The organism is Flavobacterium saliperosum, from assembly GCF_900100625.1.
Classification (GTDB): domain Bacteria; phylum Bacteroidota; class Bacteroidia; order Flavobacteriales; family Flavobacteriaceae; genus Flavobacterium; species Flavobacterium saliperosum.
The window spans coordinates 119,188-138,453 of the sequence record NZ_FMTY01000005.1 but is presented as its reverse complement, the minus strand read 5'-3'; the positions used below and the strand labels follow the sequence as shown (position 1 = coordinate 138,453).

General features: G+C 38.6%; 22 protein-coding genes. 12 read left to right on the top strand and 10 right to left on the bottom strand.

Annotation, left to right across the window (positions count from 1 at the left end):
• The 5 genes from BLQ05_RS10560 to BLQ05_RS10540 all read left to right on the top strand — a co-directional run bounded on the left by BLQ05_RS10560 (position 1) and on the right by BLQ05_RS10540 (position 5,424).
• Complete coding sequence (locus tag BLQ05_RS10560; protein ID WP_023575847.1) at positions 1-2,013, top strand: OmpA family protein; 2,013 nt, start codon at positions 1-3, stop codon at positions 2,011-2,013.
• Positions 2,014-2,217: 204 nt separating this feature from the next.
• Positions 2,218-2,781 (top strand): helix-turn-helix domain-containing protein, encoded by a 564-nt coding sequence (locus tag BLQ05_RS10555; protein WP_035654142.1) that lies wholly within the window; start codon positions 2,218-2,220, stop codon positions 2,779-2,781.
• A gap of 141 nt (positions 2,782-2,922) precedes the next feature.
• Positions 2,923-3,705, top strand: a complete 783-nt coding sequence (locus BLQ05_RS10550; RefSeq protein ID WP_023575845.1) for an MlaE family ABC transporter permease — start codon at positions 2,923-2,925, stop codon at positions 3,703-3,705.
• Positions 3,706-3,707: 2 nt separating this feature from the next.
• Entirely contained in the window at positions 3,708-4,439 is a 732-nt protein-coding gene (locus BLQ05_RS10545; protein ID WP_023575844.1) for an ABC transporter ATP-binding protein, read from the top strand.
• A gap of 7 nt (positions 4,440-4,446) precedes the next feature.
• Positions 4,447-5,424 carry an MlaD family protein gene (locus tag BLQ05_RS10540; RefSeq protein WP_023575843.1) on the top strand — a complete coding sequence of 326 codons (978 nt, stop codon included), beginning with the start codon at positions 4,447-4,449 and terminating at the stop codon, positions 5,422-5,424.
• 32 nt (positions 5,425-5,456) lie between these two features.
• Here BLQ05_RS10540 and BLQ05_RS10535 read toward each other — a convergent pair whose 3' ends face one another.
• From BLQ05_RS10535 to BLQ05_RS10520, 4 genes are all read right to left on the bottom strand, one after another.
• The gene (locus BLQ05_RS10535) at positions 5,457-6,071 is read right to left on the bottom strand and encodes a porin family protein (RefSeq protein WP_023575842.1); all 615 of its coding nucleotides are present in this window, start codon (positions 6,069-6,071) and stop codon (positions 5,457-5,459) included.
• 88 nt (positions 6,072-6,159) lie between these two features.
• Entirely contained in the window at positions 6,160-7,281 is a 1,122-nt protein-coding gene (locus BLQ05_RS10530; protein ID WP_035654141.1) for a cysteine desulfurase family protein, read from the bottom strand.
• The gene (locus BLQ05_RS10525; RefSeq protein WP_023575840.1) at positions 7,259-8,191 is read right to left on the bottom strand and encodes an EamA family transporter; all 933 of its coding nucleotides are present in this window, start codon (positions 8,189-8,191) and stop codon (positions 7,259-7,261) included. Before BLQ05_RS10525 ends, BLQ05_RS10530 begins: the two co-directional genes overlap by 23 nt.
• A 71-nt stretch (positions 8,192-8,262) precedes the next feature.
• Entirely contained in the window at positions 8,263-10,041 is a 1,779-nt protein-coding gene (locus BLQ05_RS10520) for an MFS transporter (RefSeq protein WP_035654178.1), read from the bottom strand.
• 113 nt (positions 10,042-10,154) lie between these two features.
• Here BLQ05_RS10520 and BLQ05_RS10515 point away from each other — a divergent pair, with 113 nt between their 5' ends.
• The gene (locus BLQ05_RS10515) at positions 10,155-10,676 is read left to right on the top strand and encodes a hypothetical protein (protein WP_023575838.1); all 522 of its coding nucleotides are present in this window, start codon (positions 10,155-10,157) and stop codon (positions 10,674-10,676) included.
• A gap of 9 nt (positions 10,677-10,685) precedes the next feature.
• On the opposite strand, the gene BLQ05_RS10510 is transcribed toward BLQ05_RS10515, so the two are convergent.
• On the bottom strand, positions 10,686-11,240 hold the full coding sequence (locus tag BLQ05_RS10510; protein WP_023575837.1) for a Smr/MutS family protein: 555 nt from the start codon (positions 11,238-11,240) through the stop codon (positions 10,686-10,688).
• Positions 11,233-11,415, bottom strand: a complete 183-nt coding sequence (locus BLQ05_RS10505) for a hypothetical protein (RefSeq protein ID WP_035654140.1) — start codon at positions 11,413-11,415, stop codon at positions 11,233-11,235. Before BLQ05_RS10505 ends, BLQ05_RS10510 begins: the two co-directional genes overlap by 8 nt.
• A 102-nt stretch (positions 11,416-11,517) precedes the next feature.
• On the opposite strand from BLQ05_RS10505, the gene BLQ05_RS10500 reads away from it, so the two are divergent.
• Both BLQ05_RS10500 and BLQ05_RS10495 read left to right on the top strand, forming a co-directional pair.
• Positions 11,518-11,790 carry a DUF2752 domain-containing protein gene (locus BLQ05_RS10500; protein WP_023575836.1) on the top strand — a complete coding sequence of 91 codons (273 nt, stop codon included), beginning with the start codon at positions 11,518-11,520 and terminating at the stop codon, positions 11,788-11,790.
• 29 nt (positions 11,791-11,819) lie between these two features.
• Positions 11,820-12,149: a CCC motif membrane protein gene (locus BLQ05_RS10495; RefSeq protein WP_023575835.1), complete on the top strand. Its 330-nt coding sequence runs from the start codon at positions 11,820-11,822 to the stop codon at positions 12,147-12,149.
• Between the two features lie 61 nt (positions 12,150-12,210).
• On the opposite strand, the gene rocD is transcribed toward BLQ05_RS10495, so the two are convergent.
• Both rocD and BLQ05_RS10485 read right to left on the bottom strand, forming a co-directional pair.
• Positions 12,211-13,455 carry an ornithine--oxo-acid transaminase gene (gene rocD, locus BLQ05_RS10490; protein ID WP_023575834.1) on the bottom strand — a complete coding sequence of 415 codons (1,245 nt, stop codon included), beginning with the start codon at positions 13,453-13,455 and terminating at the stop codon, positions 12,211-12,213.
• A 222-nt stretch (positions 13,456-13,677) separates the two neighbouring features.
• Positions 13,678-14,220 (bottom strand): DUF1697 domain-containing protein, encoded by a 543-nt coding sequence (locus BLQ05_RS10485; protein ID WP_023575833.1) that lies wholly within the window; start codon positions 14,218-14,220, stop codon positions 13,678-13,680.
• A 178-nt stretch (positions 14,221-14,398) separates the two neighbouring features.
• Here BLQ05_RS10485 and BLQ05_RS10480 point away from each other — a divergent pair, with 178 nt between their 5' ends.
• The 4 genes from BLQ05_RS10480 (at position 14,399) to BLQ05_RS10465 (ending at position 17,628) form a co-directional block, all read left to right on the top strand.
• Positions 14,399-14,854, top strand: coding sequence for a hypothetical protein (locus tag BLQ05_RS10480; RefSeq protein ID WP_023575832.1), 456 nt, complete (start codon positions 14,399-14,401; stop codon positions 14,852-14,854).
• A 109-nt stretch (positions 14,855-14,963) separates the two neighbouring features.
• Positions 14,964-16,376 (top strand): 23S rRNA (uracil(1939)-C(5))-methyltransferase RlmD, encoded by a 1,413-nt coding sequence (gene rlmD / locus BLQ05_RS10475; protein ID WP_023575831.1) that lies wholly within the window; start codon positions 14,964-14,966, stop codon positions 16,374-16,376.
• Positions 16,377-16,412: 36 nt separating this feature from the next.
• Entirely contained in the window at positions 16,413-16,952 is a 540-nt protein-coding gene (locus BLQ05_RS10470) for a DUF6452 family protein (protein WP_035654139.1), read from the top strand.
• A complete protein-coding gene (locus BLQ05_RS10465; protein WP_023575830.1) occupies positions 16,924-17,628 on the top strand; it encodes a DUF6048 family protein in 705 nt (234 codons plus the stop codon). The genes BLQ05_RS10470 and BLQ05_RS10465 overlap by 29 nt, the downstream gene beginning before the upstream one ends.
• A 76-nt stretch (positions 17,629-17,704) precedes the next feature.
• On the opposite strand, the gene BLQ05_RS10460 is transcribed toward BLQ05_RS10465, so the two are convergent.
• Both BLQ05_RS10460 and BLQ05_RS10455 read right to left on the bottom strand, forming a co-directional pair.
• Entirely contained in the window at positions 17,705-17,941 is a 237-nt protein-coding gene (locus tag BLQ05_RS10460; protein ID WP_023575829.1) for a hypothetical protein, read from the bottom strand.
• Between the two features lie 54 nt (positions 17,942-17,995).
• Positions 17,996-19,165, bottom strand: coding sequence for a THUMP domain-containing class I SAM-dependent RNA methyltransferase (locus tag BLQ05_RS10455; protein ID WP_023575828.1), 1,170 nt, complete (start codon positions 19,163-19,165; stop codon positions 17,996-17,998).
• Between the last annotated feature and the right edge of the window lie 101 nt (positions 19,166-19,266).

The following is a 19,266-nucleotide window of genomic DNA, read 5'->3' as shown; positions in this document are numbered from 1 at the left end:
ATGAAAATCAATTATACAACAGCGGCTGCATCTCCCAATATGAGATTCAAAAGCCTGCTTCAATTACAAGCCTTATTTGTAATTACACTACTTATTCTTACGAGCTCAACTAAAGTAAATGCGCAGGAAACCATACAAGTAAACCAATACACAAAACCTTCGTGGTTATTTGGTGTAGCGGCAGGAGCCAATTTTAATTTCTATCGCGGCTCCACCTTTATGTTAAACGAGACTTTTACACCCCCAACAGCATTTCATAATGGAAACGGTGTAGGCTTATTCATTGCTCCCAACATTGAATTCCATCGACCGGACTCGAGATTTGGATTCATTTTACAAGCAGGTTACGACAGTCGTCGCGGAAAATTTAAAGAAGTAACAACTCCTTGTAATTGTCCTGCCGATTTGAACACGAAACTAAGCTATATCACAATTGAACCTAGTTTACGATTTGCTCCTTTCAAATCTGATTTCTACTTATATGGCGGACCACGATTTGCTTTTATTCAGAACAAATCGTTCACCTATGAGCAAGGAACGAATCCGGATTATCCGGGTCAAGAGCAAAATCCGGATGTAAAAGGGGATTTCAGTGCTGTCAATAAAAACATCATCTCCATGCAAATCGGATTAGGATATGATTTTCCTCTTAATGCCACAACCAGTAAAACACAATTCGTTTTATCGCCGTTTGTATCCTATCATCCTTACTTTGGTCAAAACCCAAGAAGTGTGGAAACCTGGAATGTTACTACTTTAAGAGCCGGAATGGTATTGAAATTCGGTCAGGGTAAATTAATGGAAACACCCGTTGATGGGCAGGTAACCTTCTCAGTGAACCCTCCTGCAAACGTTGAAAATGTAAAAGTGGTAAGAGAAGTATTCCCTATCCGTAATTATGTGTTTTTTAATGAAGGTTCAACAGAAATTCCAAACCGATATGTTTTATTAAGTAAAAATCAGGTTAAAGATTTCAAAGAAGATCAGGTGCAATTCAATACTCCTAAAAACATGTCGGGTCGTTCTGATCGCCAAATGTTAGTGTATTACAATATTCTAAACATTCTGGGAGACCGAATGGTTAAAAATCCCAATGCCAAAATCACTTTGGTAGGCTCATCAGAAAATGGTCGTCAAGAGGGATTAGCCATGGCGCAAAATGTAAAGAACTATCTTACTACCGTTTTTGAAATTAAAGAAAACAGAATTGCAGTAGAAGGAAGAGATAAACCTGAAGTGCCATCCGAACAAACCGGAGGTACAAAAGAACTTGGATTACTTAGAGAAGGCGACCGAAGAGTCTCCATCGAGAGTAACTCCTCCGAATTATTGATGGAATTTCAAAGTGGTAAAAATGCACCATTAAAACCTATAGAAATCATTACAGGCAATCAAAATCCTAACAATGATGTGGTCTTTAACGTTAAAGGCGCTGAGGAAACCTTAAAAATGTGGTCTTTACAAATTAAAGATGAAAAAGGAAAAACACAAAATTTTGGTCCTTACACAGAAGAGGAAATCAGTATTCCAAGAAAAACAATTATGGCTAACCAACCGGAAGGCGATTACAAGATTGTAATGACCGGAACTACAAAATCAGGAAAAAGCATCCGTCAGGAAAGCACCATGCATTTGGCTCCTTACGTAGCGCCTGTCGTTCAGGAAAGCATTCGATTCAGTGTCATTTATGAATTCAACGAATCGAAATCCATTGCAATTTATGATAAGTATTTAACGGAAATTGTTGCTCCTAAAATTCCGAAAAATGCTACCGTTATCATAACAGGGCACACCGATGTAATCGGAGAAGTGGATCACAATAAAAACTTATCCTTAGCTAGAGCAAATGATGTGAAAAGTATTCTGGAAAAAAGTCTTGCGGCTGCCGGAAGAACCGATGTAACGTTTAAAGTTCGCGGTGATGGTGAAGACGAAAAAGCTGCACCCTTTGAGAACAAATATCCCGAAGAACGATTCTATAACCGAACCGTTATTATAGATATAATTAAATAAATTCCTAAAATCCGTTTGCTAACCCAAACGGATTTTTTTTTGAAAAAAGTGTATGACAGGATTTTAAATCAAAACAAATAACTTCGATAAACAAACTCTAAACCGCCAAAAAAGAATACCTTTATAAGACTGTAAATTAGAAAAGTGCTTGATATTTTGAACTACCAACAGATATACAACTTAACTAATTAGTAAACTTATATCATGAAATTACACATAAAATATATGGTTTCACTGCGTTGTAAAATGGCAGTGAAGGAAGAATTAGACCGATTAAAACTAAAACATACCGCCATTGAATTAGGTGAAATAAATCTTAAAAAGGCTATTTCGGGTGATGACAGGGAGTTGTTACGGATTGGACTTTTAAAAAAAGGGCTTGAGTTAATTGACGATAAAAAATCGTTACTGATAGAAAAAGCCAAAACCACCATTATCGAACTTATCCACTACTCGGAAAAATATCCTAAAGTCAATTATTCGGATTACATAAGCGAAAAACTGGATTACAATTACAATCATCTTGCCACACTTTTTTCAGAAGTTACGGGTACAACCATAGGTAACTACATTATAATCAACAAAATCGAAAGGGTAAAAGAGCTCCTTTTATATGACGAGTTAAGTCTTACGGAAATCAGCTTATTAATGGATTACAGCAGTGTTGCCCATCTATCCCATCAGTTTAAAAAAATCACCGGATTGACCCCAACTTATTTTAAGAAAATAAAACAATACAAAAAACGAATCATGTTAGAAGAACTATAAGATTCGAAACAAGGATTCAGGAACAGTATCTGAAATTCGTTTTGTGAAAGCAGAACGGATTTTTTTATTTCATTTACAATCAATAACTTACAGAAAAAGCTTATATTTGAGTAACTCATTGCTTAAAAATGAATTCATTCCATGAGTACAGTTTTAAAAATATCCGAATCCTTCCAATCTTTTTTATCCGAAGTTGGCGATCTCTCCTATTTTGCCGGTCGTTTTTTTAAGGAAGTATTCAAAAGACCATTCGAATTCAAAGAGTTTTTACGGCAATGCTATAATATGGGCAACCGTTCGCTTTTGCTAGTGGCGGTAACCGGATTTATCATCGGGTTGGTTTTCACGTTGCAGTCCCGCCCTACTTTACAGGAATTCGGAGCGGTTTCCTGGATGCCCTCCATGGTGAGTATTTCGATTATCCGGGAAATCGGTCCGATTATCACCGCGTTAATCTGCGCCGGAAGAATCGGTTCGGGTATTGGTGCCGAACTAGGCTCCATGCGGGTGACCGAACAAATAGATGCCATGGAGGTGTCCGGAACCAATCCGTTCAAATACTTAGTCGTTACCCGAATATTGGCCACTACATTCATGTTACCCGTTTTGGTCATCATCGGTGATGCCATTGCGGTATATGGTTCGTATTTGGTTGAGAATTTAAAAGGAAACGTCTCTTTTCAGTTGTATTTCAATCAGGTATTTGAAGCGTTGGAATTTGGCGATCTGATGCCGGCTACCATCAAATCATTCTTTTTCGGCTTTGCCATTGGATTAGTAGGATGTTACAAAGGGTATTATTGCACCAAAGGGACAGCCGGAGTGGGTTTAGCAGCCAATTCGGCGGTTGTATATACATCGATGCTGTTGTTTATCATTGATTTTGTGGCGGTTTTTGTTACCGATATATTTTACGATTTATAAGCATGAACCCGATAATCGTCATAAAAGATCTGAAAAAAAGCTATGGTTCCAATCATGTATTAGACGGCTTCAATATGATTTTAAATGAAGGCGAAAATTTGGTAATCATGGGAAAATCCGGTTCGGGAAAATCGGTAATGATCAAATGTCTCATTGGACTGGAAGAAGCGGACAGCGGCAGCATAGAAATCATGGGAAAAGATATCATGAAACTCGAAAGGGATGCTATGGACGAATTGCGCACCGAAATTGGTTTTTTGTTTCAGGGAAGTGCTTTGTACGACTCGATGTCGGTGCGGGAAAATCTGGAATTTCCGTTGCGACGGCATACCAAGAAATTCGGCATTATTGAAGACACCACACCACTGGTAACGGAAGCCCTGCGCAATGTCGGTCTGGAACATGCCATTGATTTGATGCCCAACGAACTTTCCGGCGGAATGAAACGTCGTATCGCTTTAGCGCGTACATTGATATTACAACCAAAAATCATATTATACGACGAGCCAACAACCGGGCTTGACCCCATCACATCAAAAGAAATTATCGTACTAATGCAATCGGTACAGGAAAAATACAAAACGTCTTCGATTATCATCACGCATGATGTGGATTGTGCCAGGGTGATTTCGAACCGGATGATTTTACTGGTGGACGGAATTAATTATGCCGAAGGAACTTTTAAGGAACTCTCCTCGTCAACAGATCCCAAGGTAAAAGCTTTCTTTAAATAAAACGGGTATGGAAAAAACGAATGCACAAAAAATAAAACTCGGAATCTTTGTCTTGGCAGGCTTAACACTATTTGTGGCTGCCGTATATTTTATTGGAAAAAAACAAAACATGTTCGGGCAAACGTCGCATATCAGTACGGTTTTCAATAATGTGAACGGGTTACAGCTTGGAAATAACGTGCGGTATTCCGGTATCAATGTCGGAACAGTGAAAGATATCGAAATGATTAACGATACCATGATTCGGGTGGATATGATAATCAACGATAAAATTCTGCCGCACATAAAAACCGATGCTGTGGCAACGATAAGCTCAGACGGATTGGTAGGAAACATGATCATTAATATTCTTCCCGGAAAAGGCAATGCTCCTAATGTAAAGGCGGGCGATGTCATTAAATCTTTCAGTAAAGTACGCACCGAAGATATATTGAAAACGCTGAGTGTCACCAACGAAAACGCGGCTATTTTAACTGCCGATTTAATTAAGATTACCAAAGAAATAACCGATGGTAAGGGAACCGTCGGGATGCTTTTGAACGATACTTCGATGGCGAACGATTTAAAAGAAACGTTACATTATCTTAAAATTACGAGTCAGGGAACCACAACATCGGTCGCGCAATTAAACCAATTGATGGCTTCCTTAAACCGGAAGGATAATGTGGTGGGAGTCATTAACGATACAGCCGTCGCCAATAAAATAAAACATATTGTGACTAATTTAGAAAAATCCAGCATCAAGATTGACAGTGTGGTGGAGAATCTGAACGCGACGATTACCAATGCCAAAGACGGAAAAGGAGCCATCAATTACCTTTCTAACGATCCGAAACTGGTACAGAAAATCGATTCGACCATGACGAACATCAACCAATCGAGTATCAAACTGAATCAGAATATGGAAGCCTTGAAACATAATTTCCTTTTCAGAGGGTATTTCAAAAAACAGGAAAAAGAGCAGCAAAAAGCGTTAAAGAAGTAAAAATCACTTATTTACAGATGGTGTATCAGAAGTTATTTCAGAAGCATGTTTATTCCAACATTAAAATTCATACAGGAATTCAAAACCACCGGATTCTCATTGTATTTAATAATATCAATTACACCGCCGCGGGCATCAAAACCGGCAAAAAACTTAACCTTTTCGGATAGCAAAGCAGTGTATCCAACACCCAACATCAGTCCGAAATCGGTAGTGTTAAAAAATTCTTTCACATCGGTATCGTATCGCGTATCGTGGGCTTCCAGAAGAATTCCTAAATATGGTCCTGCATTAAAATAAAACTCTTTCTTATTTCCGAAATGGTATTTGCCCATCACCGGAATGGTTAAGTAATTCAGTCTGAAATTGGTATCGACATACCTATCCGTAACAGGGTCATAAATCACATCGTCGTTCCACCCCATCTGATCGTACATCAGTTTGGTTTTAATTCCCCAGGAATTTGAAAAATAGTACTCCATCGAAACACCGGCGTTAAAACCTATGGCATAAGAATACGTATAATCGGCTTGTGTAATATTGGAAAAGTTGCCACCGATATGAAGTCCAAATTCTACATCACCTTTACCTTGAGAGTAAGCTGTTACGCTGAAAACAGTAAAAAACAGAAGAAGAAACTTTTTCATACCGCTAAATTTAAGATTCGTAATGACGCTATAAATTTGGGACGACTAAATTTACGAAAAAATCTTTTTCCTTGATTTTAAATCCGATTTAGAGCGCTTTTAAGCCTTCCATCAACACATCAATATCTTCTTTGGTGTTGTAATGACTGAACGAAATACGCAGACTCGGTTTCTTGACTTCCTCCATATCGAGAATTTCGGCTAAAACGTGGGATGGTTTCACACTTCCGCTCTGGCAGGCACTTCCTCTGGAAACCGCAATCCCTTTAATGTCCAGATGAAATAAAAGCATGGCTGTTTTCTCTTCCGACAAGGGCAAATTCACATTCAGAATGTTGTAAAAGGTATCTTCCCCGTTAATTTTACTTTCCGGAAAATCAATCTCAAAACGCTCTTTGGCGTAGTTTTTCAGTTCGGAAATGTAGTTTCTTTCATCGTTAAGATGTTCGTAGGCCAATTCCAGTGCTTTTGCCATTCCTACAATCTGATGTACGGCTTCGGTTCCGGCCCGAAATCCTTTTTCCTGCTCTCCTCCAAAAAACAAGGGCTGTAAACCGCTGTTCTTTTTAACATAGGCAAACCCTGCTCCTTTTGGACCGTGAAACTTGTGCGCACTAGCCACCAGAAAGTCCACCGGAGTCTTTTGTACGTCGATTTCGGTTTTCCCGACAGATTGTACCGTATCGGTATGAAACAACGCGTTATGCGCCTGACAAAGCCGAACCGCTTTTTCCACATTCAATACCGTACCGATTTCGTTATTCACGTGCATTAAACTCACCAACGTCTTTTTTTGCTGTGAAAGCAATTCGACCAAATCGGTAAAATCGATTTCACCATTGGGTTTAACAGCTACAAAATCCACCTGAATACCAAATTCGTGCTGCAACATTTCCACCGTATGTAAAACGGCATGATGCTCGATCTTACTGGTAATAATTCGTTCAACCTTCAAATCCTTTACCGCCGAACGCAAAATCCAGTTATTGGCTTCGGTTCCGCAGGACGTGAAAATAATCTCGGAAGCTGCAGCGTTAAGTTGCTTCGCAATGGATTTGCGCGCCGATTCGATCAAAACCTTAGCACTTCGTCCAAAACTGTGAGTGGATGACGGGTTTCCGAAATCTTCCGAAAGCACTTTGGTCATTTCCTGAATAACTTCAGGGCGTAATGGTGTGGTAGAGGCGTTATCTAGATATATTTTCTTCATGAGATTCAGTAACTTTCTGTGGGTTCAATTTTCTGTTAAAGATAAGTTTTTCGTTGAAAACTATAATCGAAATTAAAATCAGGGAATACGAAATCAGCTGAATTTCATTGACCGCTTCCTTATAATAAAAAACCGCCAAAACGAAATTTATCAACGGATTGATATACAACATGATTCCGACTGTAGATGAATTGACTCCTTTAAGTGCGAATAAATTCAGAAACAACGGAATTATGGTAAACAAAATGACTATAAAAGCCAGACAAATGTAGAAGAGACTGTCGGTTGGAACCGGTCCGCTGAACGCCGGAAAAAACGGCAATAAAATCAATCCGGAAGTCAGTATCTGAATATTCAGCCCGACGAACTTATCCACTTCGGTATTTTTTCGCTGGGAAATCAGATAGAAAGCATACGTTAGCGCTACAATCAGACTGTAAAAGATATCGGCAAAACTGTTAAAGGAAAGCAGCGTACATCCTAAAACACTGATTCCAACAGCAGTCCATTGCCATTTACTCAATTTCTCCTTCAGAATAATGAAAGCCAAAACGGTTGTGAGAATCGGGCAAACCAGATACGCAAACGATGCGGCTTTAACACTGATATGATTCATCACATAAATGAAAATAAACCAATTGGCCGTTAACAGTAATCCGCCGCCAACATTCACGCGAATAATTTTATTTCGGTCTGATTTCGATTTTGACTTGTAGTTTTTCCAGTCTTTTAAAAGCACATTCCTTCTGATAATCAAATTGATGGCCGAGATAAGCACCACACTAAAGAAAACGCGGTAAAACAAAATATCCAACGAAGGATAATGATGAATCGGCTTTAACGCCAGACTGAAGAAGCCCCATATAACAAAGGCTATGAATGCGGCCAGATAGTATTTGTTGATTCGCATATAAAAGAAATTCGGAGCAAAGGTAAATCATTTCCCCCGCTCCGAATTGGATATTATTATTTTATTAAGACTTAATGCCCCGCTTCCACTTCGATTTCATCTACCTCAATTCCTTGTTTTTTAAGCATTGATTTTACGGCAACCGCAAAGAACAACAAGTATCCGAAACAAAGCACCGGAATAACATAGGATTGATGGATTCCGATAATATCAGACAATTTACCCTGAATCGGAGGAATGATACCACCACCCAAAATCATCATTACCAGGAAAGCAGAACCCTGAGAAGTATATTTTCCTAATCCGATAATCGACAAGCTGAAAATCGCCGGCCACATGATACTGCACGCCAATCCGCCCGCTAAAAAAGCATAAATTGCCACGGTTCCTGTTGAAAACAATCCGATAAGCATGGCCGCAACTCCGAAAATCGAGAAAATCGTTAACGTGCGTGCCGGTTTGTCTTTACTGATAAAGAACGCTATAATCTGCAATACGACACAAACCACATAATAATACAACGGAGTCATGTCTTTCTGTGCCAATGTATTTACTCCGATAATCACTCCGAATGCAATTAGCGGAACAATAATTAAAGCCAATGTTTTTTTGGTATTATTCAAATGAAATACACTTATGGCACCGGCCCAACGACCAATCATCAAACTTCCCCAATACATCGAAATATACGGAGCGCTGTCTGAAACACTGAAACCGCCAAACGCTTTCAACTTCAATAATTCCGTTAAATTACTTCCGATAGCCACTTCAACGCCAACGTATGTAAAGATGGCCAACATACCCAATACCAGTTGCGGATATTTCATGGCGCCCCAACCTTCACTATTTTTCTGAGCAGCTTTATAGGAAAACAACAATCCTCCTACCACAACAATCAGCGCTCCCAAAAGCCAATACATTCTGTACTGTTCCAGTCCCGGTTTGATTGTTCCTATTTCAGCCTCATGAACAGTGATTTCGGCTCTTAATCTATTCAGTTCATCCCCAGACAAATCACGTACCTCATTAGTGGAAAACTGTGTTTTAATTGTTTCTATTCTCCTTTCAAGATCTACAATCTGAAGTGCTTCTTTACTCTTATAACTGTTAAAAACTGGAGCAAACATTATAGCCAGCAATCCTGTCATGATTAACAAGGTGCGTAATGCCTTATTGGCTTTTTCCATGGGCTCGTTGGAAATTCCTTCGGGAACTTTTTTCGAAAAACGGAAAAGTGCCGCAGCAGCAACGAACAAAAGTCCGACACAGATATAAAGCAATATCGCTTTGTCTGACGGCAACCCTTTAATTTGCTCATCGGTTACCGACGCCGTAGTTCCGAAAAGCGCTAATCCGACCACCAAAGGTCCGATGGTTGTTCCGAAAGAGTTGATTCCACCACCCAAATTCACGCGATCGGCTCCCGTTTTCGGATTACCCAAGGAAATGGCAAACGGATTGGCAGCGGTTTGTTGCAACGAAAACCCTAACGCCACGATGAATAAACCGGCCAGCATTCCTGCATAGATATTGGCCTCTACAGCAATAATCATCGCTCCGGCACCCAAAGCGGAAAACAACAATCCGAAAACAATACTTTTTTTATAGCCCCAACTCCCTACAATATCCTTCTGCTTGGAGGTGCCGAAAATAAAAAGCAACAAGGCACCCACATAATACGCCGTATAAAACGCAAAATCGACTAACTGTGACTGAAACTGATCCAGTGAAAATTTAATTTTGCAATAGGGAATAAAAATACTGTTTCCCGCTGCGATGAATCCCCAAAAAAAGAAGACCGTAATTAGCGTATAGAGCGCAGGATAATTGGTTTGGTGTTTAGATGACATAAATTCGTTTTTCATTTGGATTTCAAATATAGCAATATTGCTGAATTTTCGTTATTTCTTTTATTGGCTTTTGCAATCTAAAAATGCTATTTTTGTCCCAAACATTGCTACTTATGAAAAAGTTATTCGGAATATTGGTTAGTGCCCTGCTTTTATCCTCTTGTGATGATGGCGAAATTGTTTTACAGTCATTTAACTTTGACACAGTTGCCATTCAGAAATGCAGTAACAAAGAAGTTCTGTTTAAAATCAATGAAGAGGAAATGTTGTTATTGGATATTCCATCCATTTATTTCCCCAATGAAATTACACCGGACGGAGAACCCAGAATTGCAACCATTTCATCAATAAACCGTGTTTTATACCGTAAATACAGTGATAACGTGTCAAGCAGCAGCATTTGCGCGGATGTTCCGCCAGCCTCTCCTATAGTTTCAAACGAATGGACTGCCGCTAACGGAGGAACGGTTGAAATAATTACCACAGCCATTACCATAACCGATGAGATTACTGGAGAAGTTACAACAACAGGCTACAATCACCAAATCAAGTTTATCAACATTCAGTTTGTGGGCAGCAACGATTCGTTTGTTTTTGACGAATACCTTTTCGGAACCTACACTACTACTTTATAATTTCCATTTTTACCGGTTCGGATTTTGTTTGATGTACACTTCGGTGGCACCCAATCCGTATTTCTGATAGTTGGCATCCTGAAACGAAATCCCTTCATACCTTCCCAACAGAAAATCCAGTTCGGCTTTTAAAACCCCTTCACCCACACCGTGGATAAAAACCACTTTCGGCATTCGGTTTCTGACCGCAAAATCGAGTTGGCGTTTTGCCGTTTCCATCTGTAAATTCAAGATATCAAAGTTTGACATTCCGCGTTTATTAGGCACTAATTTTTCGATGTGCAAATCGACTTCCAGCACAAATTCTTCCTTACGGGATTTCTTTTCTTTCACAAAAGAACGCTTTTGTGGCTGCTCTTTCTCTTTTAAAACCTGATTTATATTATGACTTGAAGTAAAAGACTTTAAATCATTGGAAATCTGCTCTTTAATCAATTCGTTGACAAAATATGTCATCATAAATCCGTCCTCTGTTTCGACAATAACCTGCTCTTTTTGAAAGCCAACCACTACGCCACTGAAGTCTTCATCAAGTACAAAAACCCTATCCCCTATATTAAACATCCTCTTCTTTTTTATCATTAGTATTTGAGGACACTTTAGACATCAGTTTCATCATTCCGTAGAAAAAAGCCAGTACGCCTATCACCTGAATAAACACATTCGGATTGGGTTTGGTCTGCTCGTAAAATGCCCACCCCATCAGTCCGAAAATAAGTAGTATATATATTGTTTTCATAATTTTTTTTAGTTTTCAAAAATAGTGAACTTTAAAATAGCAGTACTATTATTCCAAAATTATATATTTTTTTATTACTTTGGCTTACAGAAAAAGCTTACTATGGAAGAATACATGCTGCCCTGTCTAAGTAAAAAATTTTTAGGAATTGAATGTTTTGGCTGCGGAACACAAAGAGCTTTGGTTCTGCTTCTTAAAGGCGAGTTTGCAAACGCCTTTACCCTATTTCCTGCCATTTACACCCTGATTCCTTTTCTTTTTGTAATAGGACTTAATTTTATCGACAAGAGCCGCAATTACCATAAATACATCGTTAGCTTGGGAATAATCAATGCTGCCGTTATGGTAATCTCCTATTTCATAAAACATTTTTAAGAAATCAATCACTAACCAATATTTAAATTATGGAAAAACAAAAATTACCGAATGAACAAGTAGTTATGATTCTGGGAATATTATCCTATATCGGATGTTGCTGCACAAACGGCATCTTAGGCGTGATTTTATCGGGAATTGGTCTTTACCTTGCCAATAAAGATGAGAAACTTTTGACTGAAAATCCAGAGGGTTACCTTCCAGGCTCCTTAAAAACATGGAAAATCATAAACCTGGTAAGTCTGATTATCAGCGCCCTTTTTGTGATTTATCTTGTTTACCTGCTTGCAACCGGAAAATACGAAGAAATGCAATCGCAATACATGGAAATGATTGAGGAACTGCAAAAAGGCAAATAACCATTCTCTTAAATAAAAAAATCCGCTTAAAAGCGGATTTTTTTATTATATGCTATGAGGCTTATTTTTCAAATTGTTTCAGCGTCTCGGTAATAATGCGAACACAATCCAACAATTGCTCTTTGTCCATTACTAAAGGCGGTGCAAAACGAATAATGTTTCCGTGGGTTGGTTTGGCCAACAAACCGTTATCGCGCAAAGCCATACAAATATTCCAGGCTGTATCGCTTTCTTCCGTATCGTTAATTACAATAGCATTAAGCAATCCCTTTCCGCGTACTAAAGTCGCAATAGATGATGTTTCAATATATTTTCCAATCTCGGAACGGAAAAGTCTTCCTAATTTTTCGGCATTTTCAGCCAATTTCTCGTCCGTTACTACTTCCAAAGCAGCGATTGCAACAGCAGCCGCAATGGGATTTCCGCCGAAAGTAGAGCCGTGTTGTCCCGGTTTGATAACATTCATGATGGAATCATTAGCCAAAACGGCAGAAACAGGATAAACTCCTCCAGACAATGCTTTCCCTAAAATTAAGATATCCGGTTGCACGTTCTCGTGGTGAACGGCTAATAATTTTCCGGTACGAGCAATTCCTGTCTGAACTTCGTCGGCAATGAATAAAACATTGTATTTTTCACATAAAACTTTTGCTTTAGCCAAATATCCTTCAGAAGGCACATAAACTCCGGCTTCGCCCTGAATTGGCTCCACAAGGAATCCGGCAATATTTGGTGAAGAACTGATTGCTTTTTCCAAAGCATCGAGATCATCATAGGCAATCTTTATAAATCCAGCGGTGTATGGTCCAAAGTTTTTACGCGCGTTTTCATCGTTGGAAAACGAAATAATGGTTGTGGTTCTTCCGTGGAAATTATTCTCACATACGATTATCTGAGCCTCATTTTCATGGATTCCTTTTTTCTCATAAGCCCATTTACGGCACAATTTCAAAGCCGTTTCCACAGCCTCGGCGCCGGTATTCATCGGAAGCACTTTATCGAAACCAAAATAATTGGTTACAAACTCTTCGTAAACACCCAATTTATCATTGTAAAAAGCACGTGATGTAAGGGTAAGCGTTTGCGCCTGTTCCATCATGGCTCCTATAATCCTTGGATGACAATGTCCTTGATTTACAGCAGAATACGCAGATAGAAAATCATAATACTTTTTACCTTCCACATCCCACACGTATACGCCTTCTCCTTTACTCAAAACAACCGGCAACGGGTGGTAATTGTGCGCACCGAATTTGTCTTCTAACTGAATTGCTTCTGCTGAACTCATTTTTTCTAAAACTTGCATTATTAATATTGGGGTTTAGTAGTTTTGTTTTATACGTAACTATTTAATGGTTAATTTTTTCGCAAGTTACTAATTCAAAATGAAAAAAATAAACTTTAACAGTGTAATTTAGTGTTTTTATAACAGATATCAATTAATTTATAGTTAATTATAACAAAAAATAAAGGAAGGAGTTATATTACAAGAGGTTAACAAAAATCAAATAAAATGTGATAATTTTCTTTATTTCGAAAACAGTGCATGTAAATTTGAAACCGTATTCCAATTTCGGATAGTTGCCGTAACATTTAATTTCTTTTCAATGTACTTTTGATCAAATTTGGTCTTTCCGGCACCCACATCATATTTTATATAAATTCTGGATGCATCAATCGAAGCTTCATCTGGCTTTACCTGACTCATTTTCAAATCGTTTAAAGCACCAGACGCCAATTCTTTAGATATAAACGCCACATACAGTTTTTTAGTATCCGCGTGATTTTCTTTGAGATACGGATTGTTTTTAAAACAGGCTTCCAGATCTTCCTTCCCTATTACCACTACAGGAACCTCATGACCAAACCTCTTAAAAATTTCCTGCTTAATTTTAAAACCAACCGCTGAAGGACTTTCATCTTCCGAATCCACAAAAACATTCCCCGATTGTATATAGGTTTGAACGTTTTGAAAACCAACATCTTCAAGCATTGTTTTCAAGGCATCCATTTTAATCATGTTATGACCGGAAACATTAATTCCGCGCAAAAGTGCTAAGTGGGTTTTCATAGGTATTCCTGAATTTCAAAATAAACTTCAAAAATACAAATGTATTTGGAAGTAACTTCTTATTTATTGTTCTTTAACGATAATACAATAACCGATAACGATTTTCACTGTTCGCTGAAAAAGAAATTCAGCCATTATGGTTAAATTCACTTAATGTTGAATCCAAAATACCCTGATTATGAAAAATTTAATTCTGTTTTTAGCAATGCTGTCTTTCGGTTTCTTTTCATCCTGTTCCAATGACGACGACAGTAATGACACTTCGCCCACTCCAACACCTGAAGATGTATTTACAGCAAAGATTAACGGTGTTCAAAAAAATTTCACTGTTACAAATGTTGCTGTTATGGTATATGCGGAATATACTGATGTGGAGATAACCGCTCAACTATCGGGTGATCCCACCACCACTTTTGAATTGAATTTAACAAGGGACAGCGGTGAAGTTTATTTCGCACAGTATTCCGAAATCGGAAACTATTACCAACCGGCACCTTTGGAATCCTTTTCGCTAACCATTGGAGAAAACACGGCGAAAAAACTTAAAGGAACATTTTCCGGCACGATGCAGCACACTGTTAACATAATAGAACCGGTTTCAGTTACCGATGGAACTTTTGATATCTACTATTAATATCGACTACACTTAGTTTCGAATACGTCTTTAAACAAAAAGACGTATTTTTTTTATTATATTTTTTCAAAAAAGGATTCGTTTCTGATTGAATCCTTATTTTTGCGCCATGGGAAGAAAGAAAACAGACAAAATCGTATTCGAAAACGTAAAAGTCCTTGATGCGGGTGCAAAAGGCGTATCGGTGGCAAAAGCCCCGGAAGGTCAGGTTATATTTATACCTAATGTCGTTCCAGGCGATGTGGTGGACGTGCAGACATTCAAAAAACGCAAATCCTATTTTGAAGGAAAAGCGATAAAATTTCATTCGTTTTCAGAACACCGCACCGAGCCGGTTTGTGAGCATTTTGGGGTTTGTGGTGGCTGTAAATGGCAAAACATGAAATACGAACAGCAATTGTTCTACAAAAATCAGGAAGTTTACAATCATTTAAAAAGAATCGGAAAAATTGAATTACCCGATTTCGAACCTATTTTAGGTTCTAAGGAGCAATTTTTCTACAGAAATAAAATGGAGTTCGGATTCTCGAGTTCGCGTTGGATGACTCAGGATGAAATTGACAGCAATCTTGAATTGGACAATAAAAATGCGGTCGGTTTCCATATTCCGAAAATGTGGGATAAGATTCTGGATATCAACAAATGTCATTTGCAACAGGATCCGTCAAACGATGTCCGCAATGAGATTAGACGATTTGCCAATGAAAATGATTTGTCGTTTTTCAATCCGAGAAACCACGAAGGTTTGTTGCGTACATTGATGATTCGTACCGCTTCAACAGGGGAAATCATGGTATTGATTCAATTTTTCGAGGATGACAAAGCAAAACGCGAATTATTGCTGAATTTCCTGGCAGAGCGCTTCCCGGAAATCACATCCTTACAATATGTAATCAATCAGAAAGCCAACGATACAATTTACGACCAGGACGTTATCCTTTTCAAAGGAAGGGATTATATTTTGGAAGAAATGGAAGGGTTGAACTTTAGCATCAATGCGAAATCATTCTATCAGACGAATTCCGCACAGGCGTATGAATTGTATTCGATTACAAGAGAATTTGCAGGATTAACCGGAGAAGAACTGGTTTACGATTTATATACCGGAACCGGAACCATTGCGCAATTCGTATCCAAAAAAGCGAAAAAAGTAATCGGTGTGGAAGCCGTTCCGGAAGCGATTGCCGATGCCAAAGAAAACGCAAAACGCAATAACATTACCAACTGTGAATTCTTCGTAGGGGACATGAAAAACGTATTCAATGACGATTTCATCAGAACCCACGGTCATCCGGATGTAATCATTACCGATCCGCCGCGTGACGGAATGCATGCCGAGGTAGTGAAACAAATTCTGAGTATCGCTCCTGAAAAAGTGGTGTATGTGAGTTGTAATTCGGCTACACAAGCACGTGATTTGGCTTTAATGGATGAAATGTACAAAGTGACCCGAGTGCGTCCGGTGGATATGTTCCCGCAAACACATCATGTGGAAAATGTTGTACTTTTGGAAAAACGATAAATCAATTTGAAAATTTGCAGATTTGAAAATTTGAAAATGAAAAAAATCAAGATAATTGCCCTTTCGCTCTTGCTTGCCAATTCTTTTTGGGGTTGTGAAAAAGACGATATCTGTACCGAAGGAACTCCTACAACACCAAGCGTTGTAATTGAGTTTTATGATGCTTTGAATCCGACCAATCTGAAGGGTGTAACTAATCTGAAAGTAATTGCTGACGGAATGAATGAAGGCATTATTTTCAATCCGAACGCAACGATTACAGAACAAAAATACTGGTTTAATGGATCAAAACTACGTCTTCCTTTAAAGACGAATGCTGAAAACGTTATTTACAGTTTTGCTTTAAACTCTGGCGCTGCAAATCCAGCAGACAGCAATACAGATATACTGAATTTCAGCTACACAAAAGAAGATGTTTTCATATCAAGAGCCTGTGGTTATAAAACCGTTTTTCAGTTAAATGAAAACAATCCGGTTGTAACGGATGCGGATGCCACATTTTGGATTACAGATATAGAGGTTATGCAATCAAACATTCAAAACGAAAATGAAACACATATTAAAATCTATTTTTAGTAGCGCTTTAATGTTGGTTTCATTAACAACATTGGCACAAAATCAGGCAAAAGATACCGTTAAACAAACCAGAACCGAACGTTATGGCGTTCGCGTTGGTCTTGATTTACACCGATTGACCAAATCGTTTTACGATGACAATTACAAAGGATTTGAAGTTACCGGTGATTACCGTCTGACTAAAAAAATCTACGTCGCCGGTGAGTTGGGAAATGAAAACAAAACCGTTAAAGACGACCAGTTGAATTTCACAACCAAAGGAAGTTATTTTAAAGTGGGTTTTGATTACAACACTTACGAAAACTGGCTGGACATGGAAAACATGATTTATGCCGGAATGCGTTATGGGGTAAGCTCCTTTTCACAGGAACTGAACAGTTATACCATCTACAACACGAATCCGTATTTCGGGCAAACCACCATAACCCCCGGAACAAAATTTGACGGATTGAATGCCAGTTGGATTGAGCTTATTGGCGGAATGAAAGCCGAATTGTTCAATAATTTGTATTTAGGTTTTTCGGTTCGCATCAACTATTTGGTTTCCGATAAAAAACCGGAAAACTTTGACAACCTTTACATTCCGGGATTCAACCGAACCTATGACGGAAAATTTGGCGCCGGTTTTAATTACACGCTGAGTTACTTTATTCCTTTGTATAAGAGTCAAAAGTAATTATACAACATATAAAAAATCCCAAGCACTATTTGCAGACAGCATTTGGGATTTTTTTATTGATAAAATTTTCTACCTACTTAATTTGCTTCACTCCTTTTATAAACAACCATTTCATAAACAACTTCTCCCCTTCATTGGTTTGAATGGCCTGAAATTTAGGCGCCAATAAGGTTGCTACCACAAAAGCGGTTAAAGGCAAAAAGATACCCGTAAGATTTGTAAACTCCGGTAATACAGCGAAACGGATAATGGTAAACAATACGGCAAAGCCTAAAAAGTTATATACGATGGATTTTGTTTTTAAAGTCATATTTCGAGTTATGAATTATAAATTATGAGTTATAAGTTTAAAGACTAAGACTGCCTACTCCTTATCGTTATTCTGAAACTTCGTACGCTTACTGCCTTCATACATTTCGTATTTCACCAAACGGGCTTCCAGTTTTCCGTTGAACAGTTTGATTTTTCGGGATGGTTTTAAACCCACGAATTTCAACGCTTCCAGATTGGCCGTGATAAACCACGCATTGGTTCCCGGATAACTTTGCTTCAAGGTATCACCGATTTCTCTGTAAAAACGCTCCATTTCAATATCCAAACGTTCTCCGTAAGGTGGATTGAAAACCATGTGCAACGGTCCGCGTGTTTCTTTTTCGGTATCAAAGAAATTGCGTTCTGAGATTTTTACGTATTCGTCCAGATTCGCATTTTTAATGTTATCCTTCGCTTTCATCACGGCAGACGGCGCCTTATCGTAGCCTGTAATGGTATAATGAAACTCTTTTACTTTTTTCATTAAGGAGTTCAGGATCTGATCGAACAAGTCGTTGTCCCAATCGCTCCAACGCTCGAAAGCAAATTCCTTACGGTTGATGTTCGCCGGAATGTTACAGGCAATCATCGCCGCTTCGGCTAAAATCGTTCCCGAACCACACATCGGATCTATAAAATCCCCTTGACCGTCCCAACCGGAAAGCAACAGCATTCCTGCTGCCAACACTTCGTTAATCGGAGCGATATTGGTAGCGGTTTTATAACCACGGTGGTGTAAGGAATCTCCGGAACTGTCCAAAGAAACCGAACATTGGTCTTTGTCGATGTGGATGTTAATTCTTAAATCGGGGAAATCCTTATCAATACTCGGACGTTTTCCGAATTTATCGCGGAACTGATCCACAATCGCATCTTTGGTTTTCAACGCCACAAACTGCGAATGGTTAAAATGTTCCGAATGTAACGTTACATCCACCACAAAAGCCTGATGCGCATTCATATACTGCGACCAGTCGATACCCTGAATGCCTTTGTATAAGCTAACTTCATTAAACGCTCGGAAATGGTAAATGGGTTTCAGGATTTTTAAGGCCGTACGTAACGCTAAATTCGCTTTGTACATAAATCCTTTATCGCCTACGAAACTCACCATTCGGGTTCCCATTTCGACATTTTGTGCGCCCAGTTGCTGCAACTCTTTTGCTAATATCTCTTCGAAGCCAAAAAAGGTTTTGGCAATCATTTTAAAATTCTGTTCCATAATTTAATTTCAATCGCAATGACAATAAGCTGTTATTTCAGCATCTTCTTTTTTCTTGTTTCTATTTTCTTGCCTCTTATTGATTGCATCGGCAAAAATAC

Excerpts from the sequence above, each read along its gene's own strand:
- BLQ05_RS10560 (WP_023575847.1), top strand. The coding sequence starts at position 1 with ATGAAAATCAATTATACAACAGCGGCTGCATCTCCCAATATGAGATTC.
- BLQ05_RS10555 (WP_035654142.1), top strand. The coding sequence starts at position 2,218 with ATGAAATTACACATAAAATATATGGTTTCACTGCGTTGTAAAATGGCA.
- BLQ05_RS10550 (WP_023575845.1), top strand. The coding sequence starts at position 2,923 with ATGAGTACAGTTTTAAAAATATCCGAATCCTTCCAATCTTTTTTATCC.
- BLQ05_RS10545 (WP_023575844.1), top strand. The coding sequence starts at position 3,708 with ATGAACCCGATAATCGTCATAAAAGATCTGAAAAAAAGCTATGGTTCC.
- BLQ05_RS10540 (WP_023575843.1), top strand. The coding sequence starts at position 4,447 with ATGGAAAAAACGAATGCACAAAAAATAAAACTCGGAATCTTTGTCTTG.
- BLQ05_RS10535 (WP_023575842.1), bottom strand. The coding sequence starts at position 6,071 with ATGAAAAAGTTTCTTCTTCTGTTTTTTACTGTTTTCAGCGTAACAGCT.
- BLQ05_RS10530 (WP_035654141.1), bottom strand. The coding sequence starts at position 7,281 with ATGAAGAAAATATATCTAGATAACGCCTCTACCACACCATTACGCCCT.
- BLQ05_RS10525 (WP_023575840.1), bottom strand. The coding sequence starts at position 8,191 with ATGCGAATCAACAAATACTATCTGGCCGCATTCATAGCCTTTGTTATA.
- BLQ05_RS10520 (WP_035654178.1), bottom strand. The coding sequence starts at position 10,041 with ATGTCATCTAAACACCAAACCAATTATCCTGCGCTCTATACGCTAATT.
- BLQ05_RS10515 (WP_023575838.1), top strand. The coding sequence starts at position 10,155 with ATGAAAAAGTTATTCGGAATATTGGTTAGTGCCCTGCTTTTATCCTCT.
- BLQ05_RS10510 (WP_023575837.1), bottom strand. The coding sequence starts at position 11,240 with ATGTTTAATATAGGGGATAGGGTTTTTGTACTTGATGAAGACTTCAGT.
- BLQ05_RS10505 (WP_035654140.1), bottom strand. The coding sequence starts at position 11,415 with ATGAAAACAATATATATACTACTTATTTTCGGACTGATGGGGTGGGCA.
- BLQ05_RS10500 (WP_023575836.1), top strand. The coding sequence starts at position 11,518 with ATGGAAGAATACATGCTGCCCTGTCTAAGTAAAAAATTTTTAGGAATT.
- BLQ05_RS10495 (WP_023575835.1), top strand. The coding sequence starts at position 11,820 with ATGGAAAAACAAAAATTACCGAATGAACAAGTAGTTATGATTCTGGGA.
- rocD (WP_023575834.1), bottom strand. The coding sequence starts at position 13,455 with ATGCAAGTTTTAGAAAAAATGAGTTCAGCAGAAGCAATTCAGTTAGAA.
- BLQ05_RS10485 (WP_023575833.1), bottom strand. The coding sequence starts at position 14,220 with ATGAAAACCCACTTAGCACTTTTGCGCGGAATTAATGTTTCCGGTCAT.
- BLQ05_RS10480 (WP_023575832.1), top strand. The coding sequence starts at position 14,399 with ATGAAAAATTTAATTCTGTTTTTAGCAATGCTGTCTTTCGGTTTCTTT.
- rlmD (WP_023575831.1), top strand. The coding sequence starts at position 14,964 with ATGGGAAGAAAGAAAACAGACAAAATCGTATTCGAAAACGTAAAAGTC.
- BLQ05_RS10470 (WP_035654139.1), top strand. The coding sequence starts at position 16,413 with ATGAAAAAAATCAAGATAATTGCCCTTTCGCTCTTGCTTGCCAATTCT.
- BLQ05_RS10465 (WP_023575830.1), top strand. The coding sequence starts at position 16,924 with ATGAAACACATATTAAAATCTATTTTTAGTAGCGCTTTAATGTTGGTT.
- BLQ05_RS10460 (WP_023575829.1), bottom strand. The coding sequence starts at position 17,941 with ATGACTTTAAAAACAAAATCCATCGTATATAACTTTTTAGGCTTTGCC.
- BLQ05_RS10455 (WP_023575828.1), bottom strand. The coding sequence starts at position 19,165 with ATGGAACAGAATTTTAAAATGATTGCCAAAACCTTTTTTGGCTTCGAA.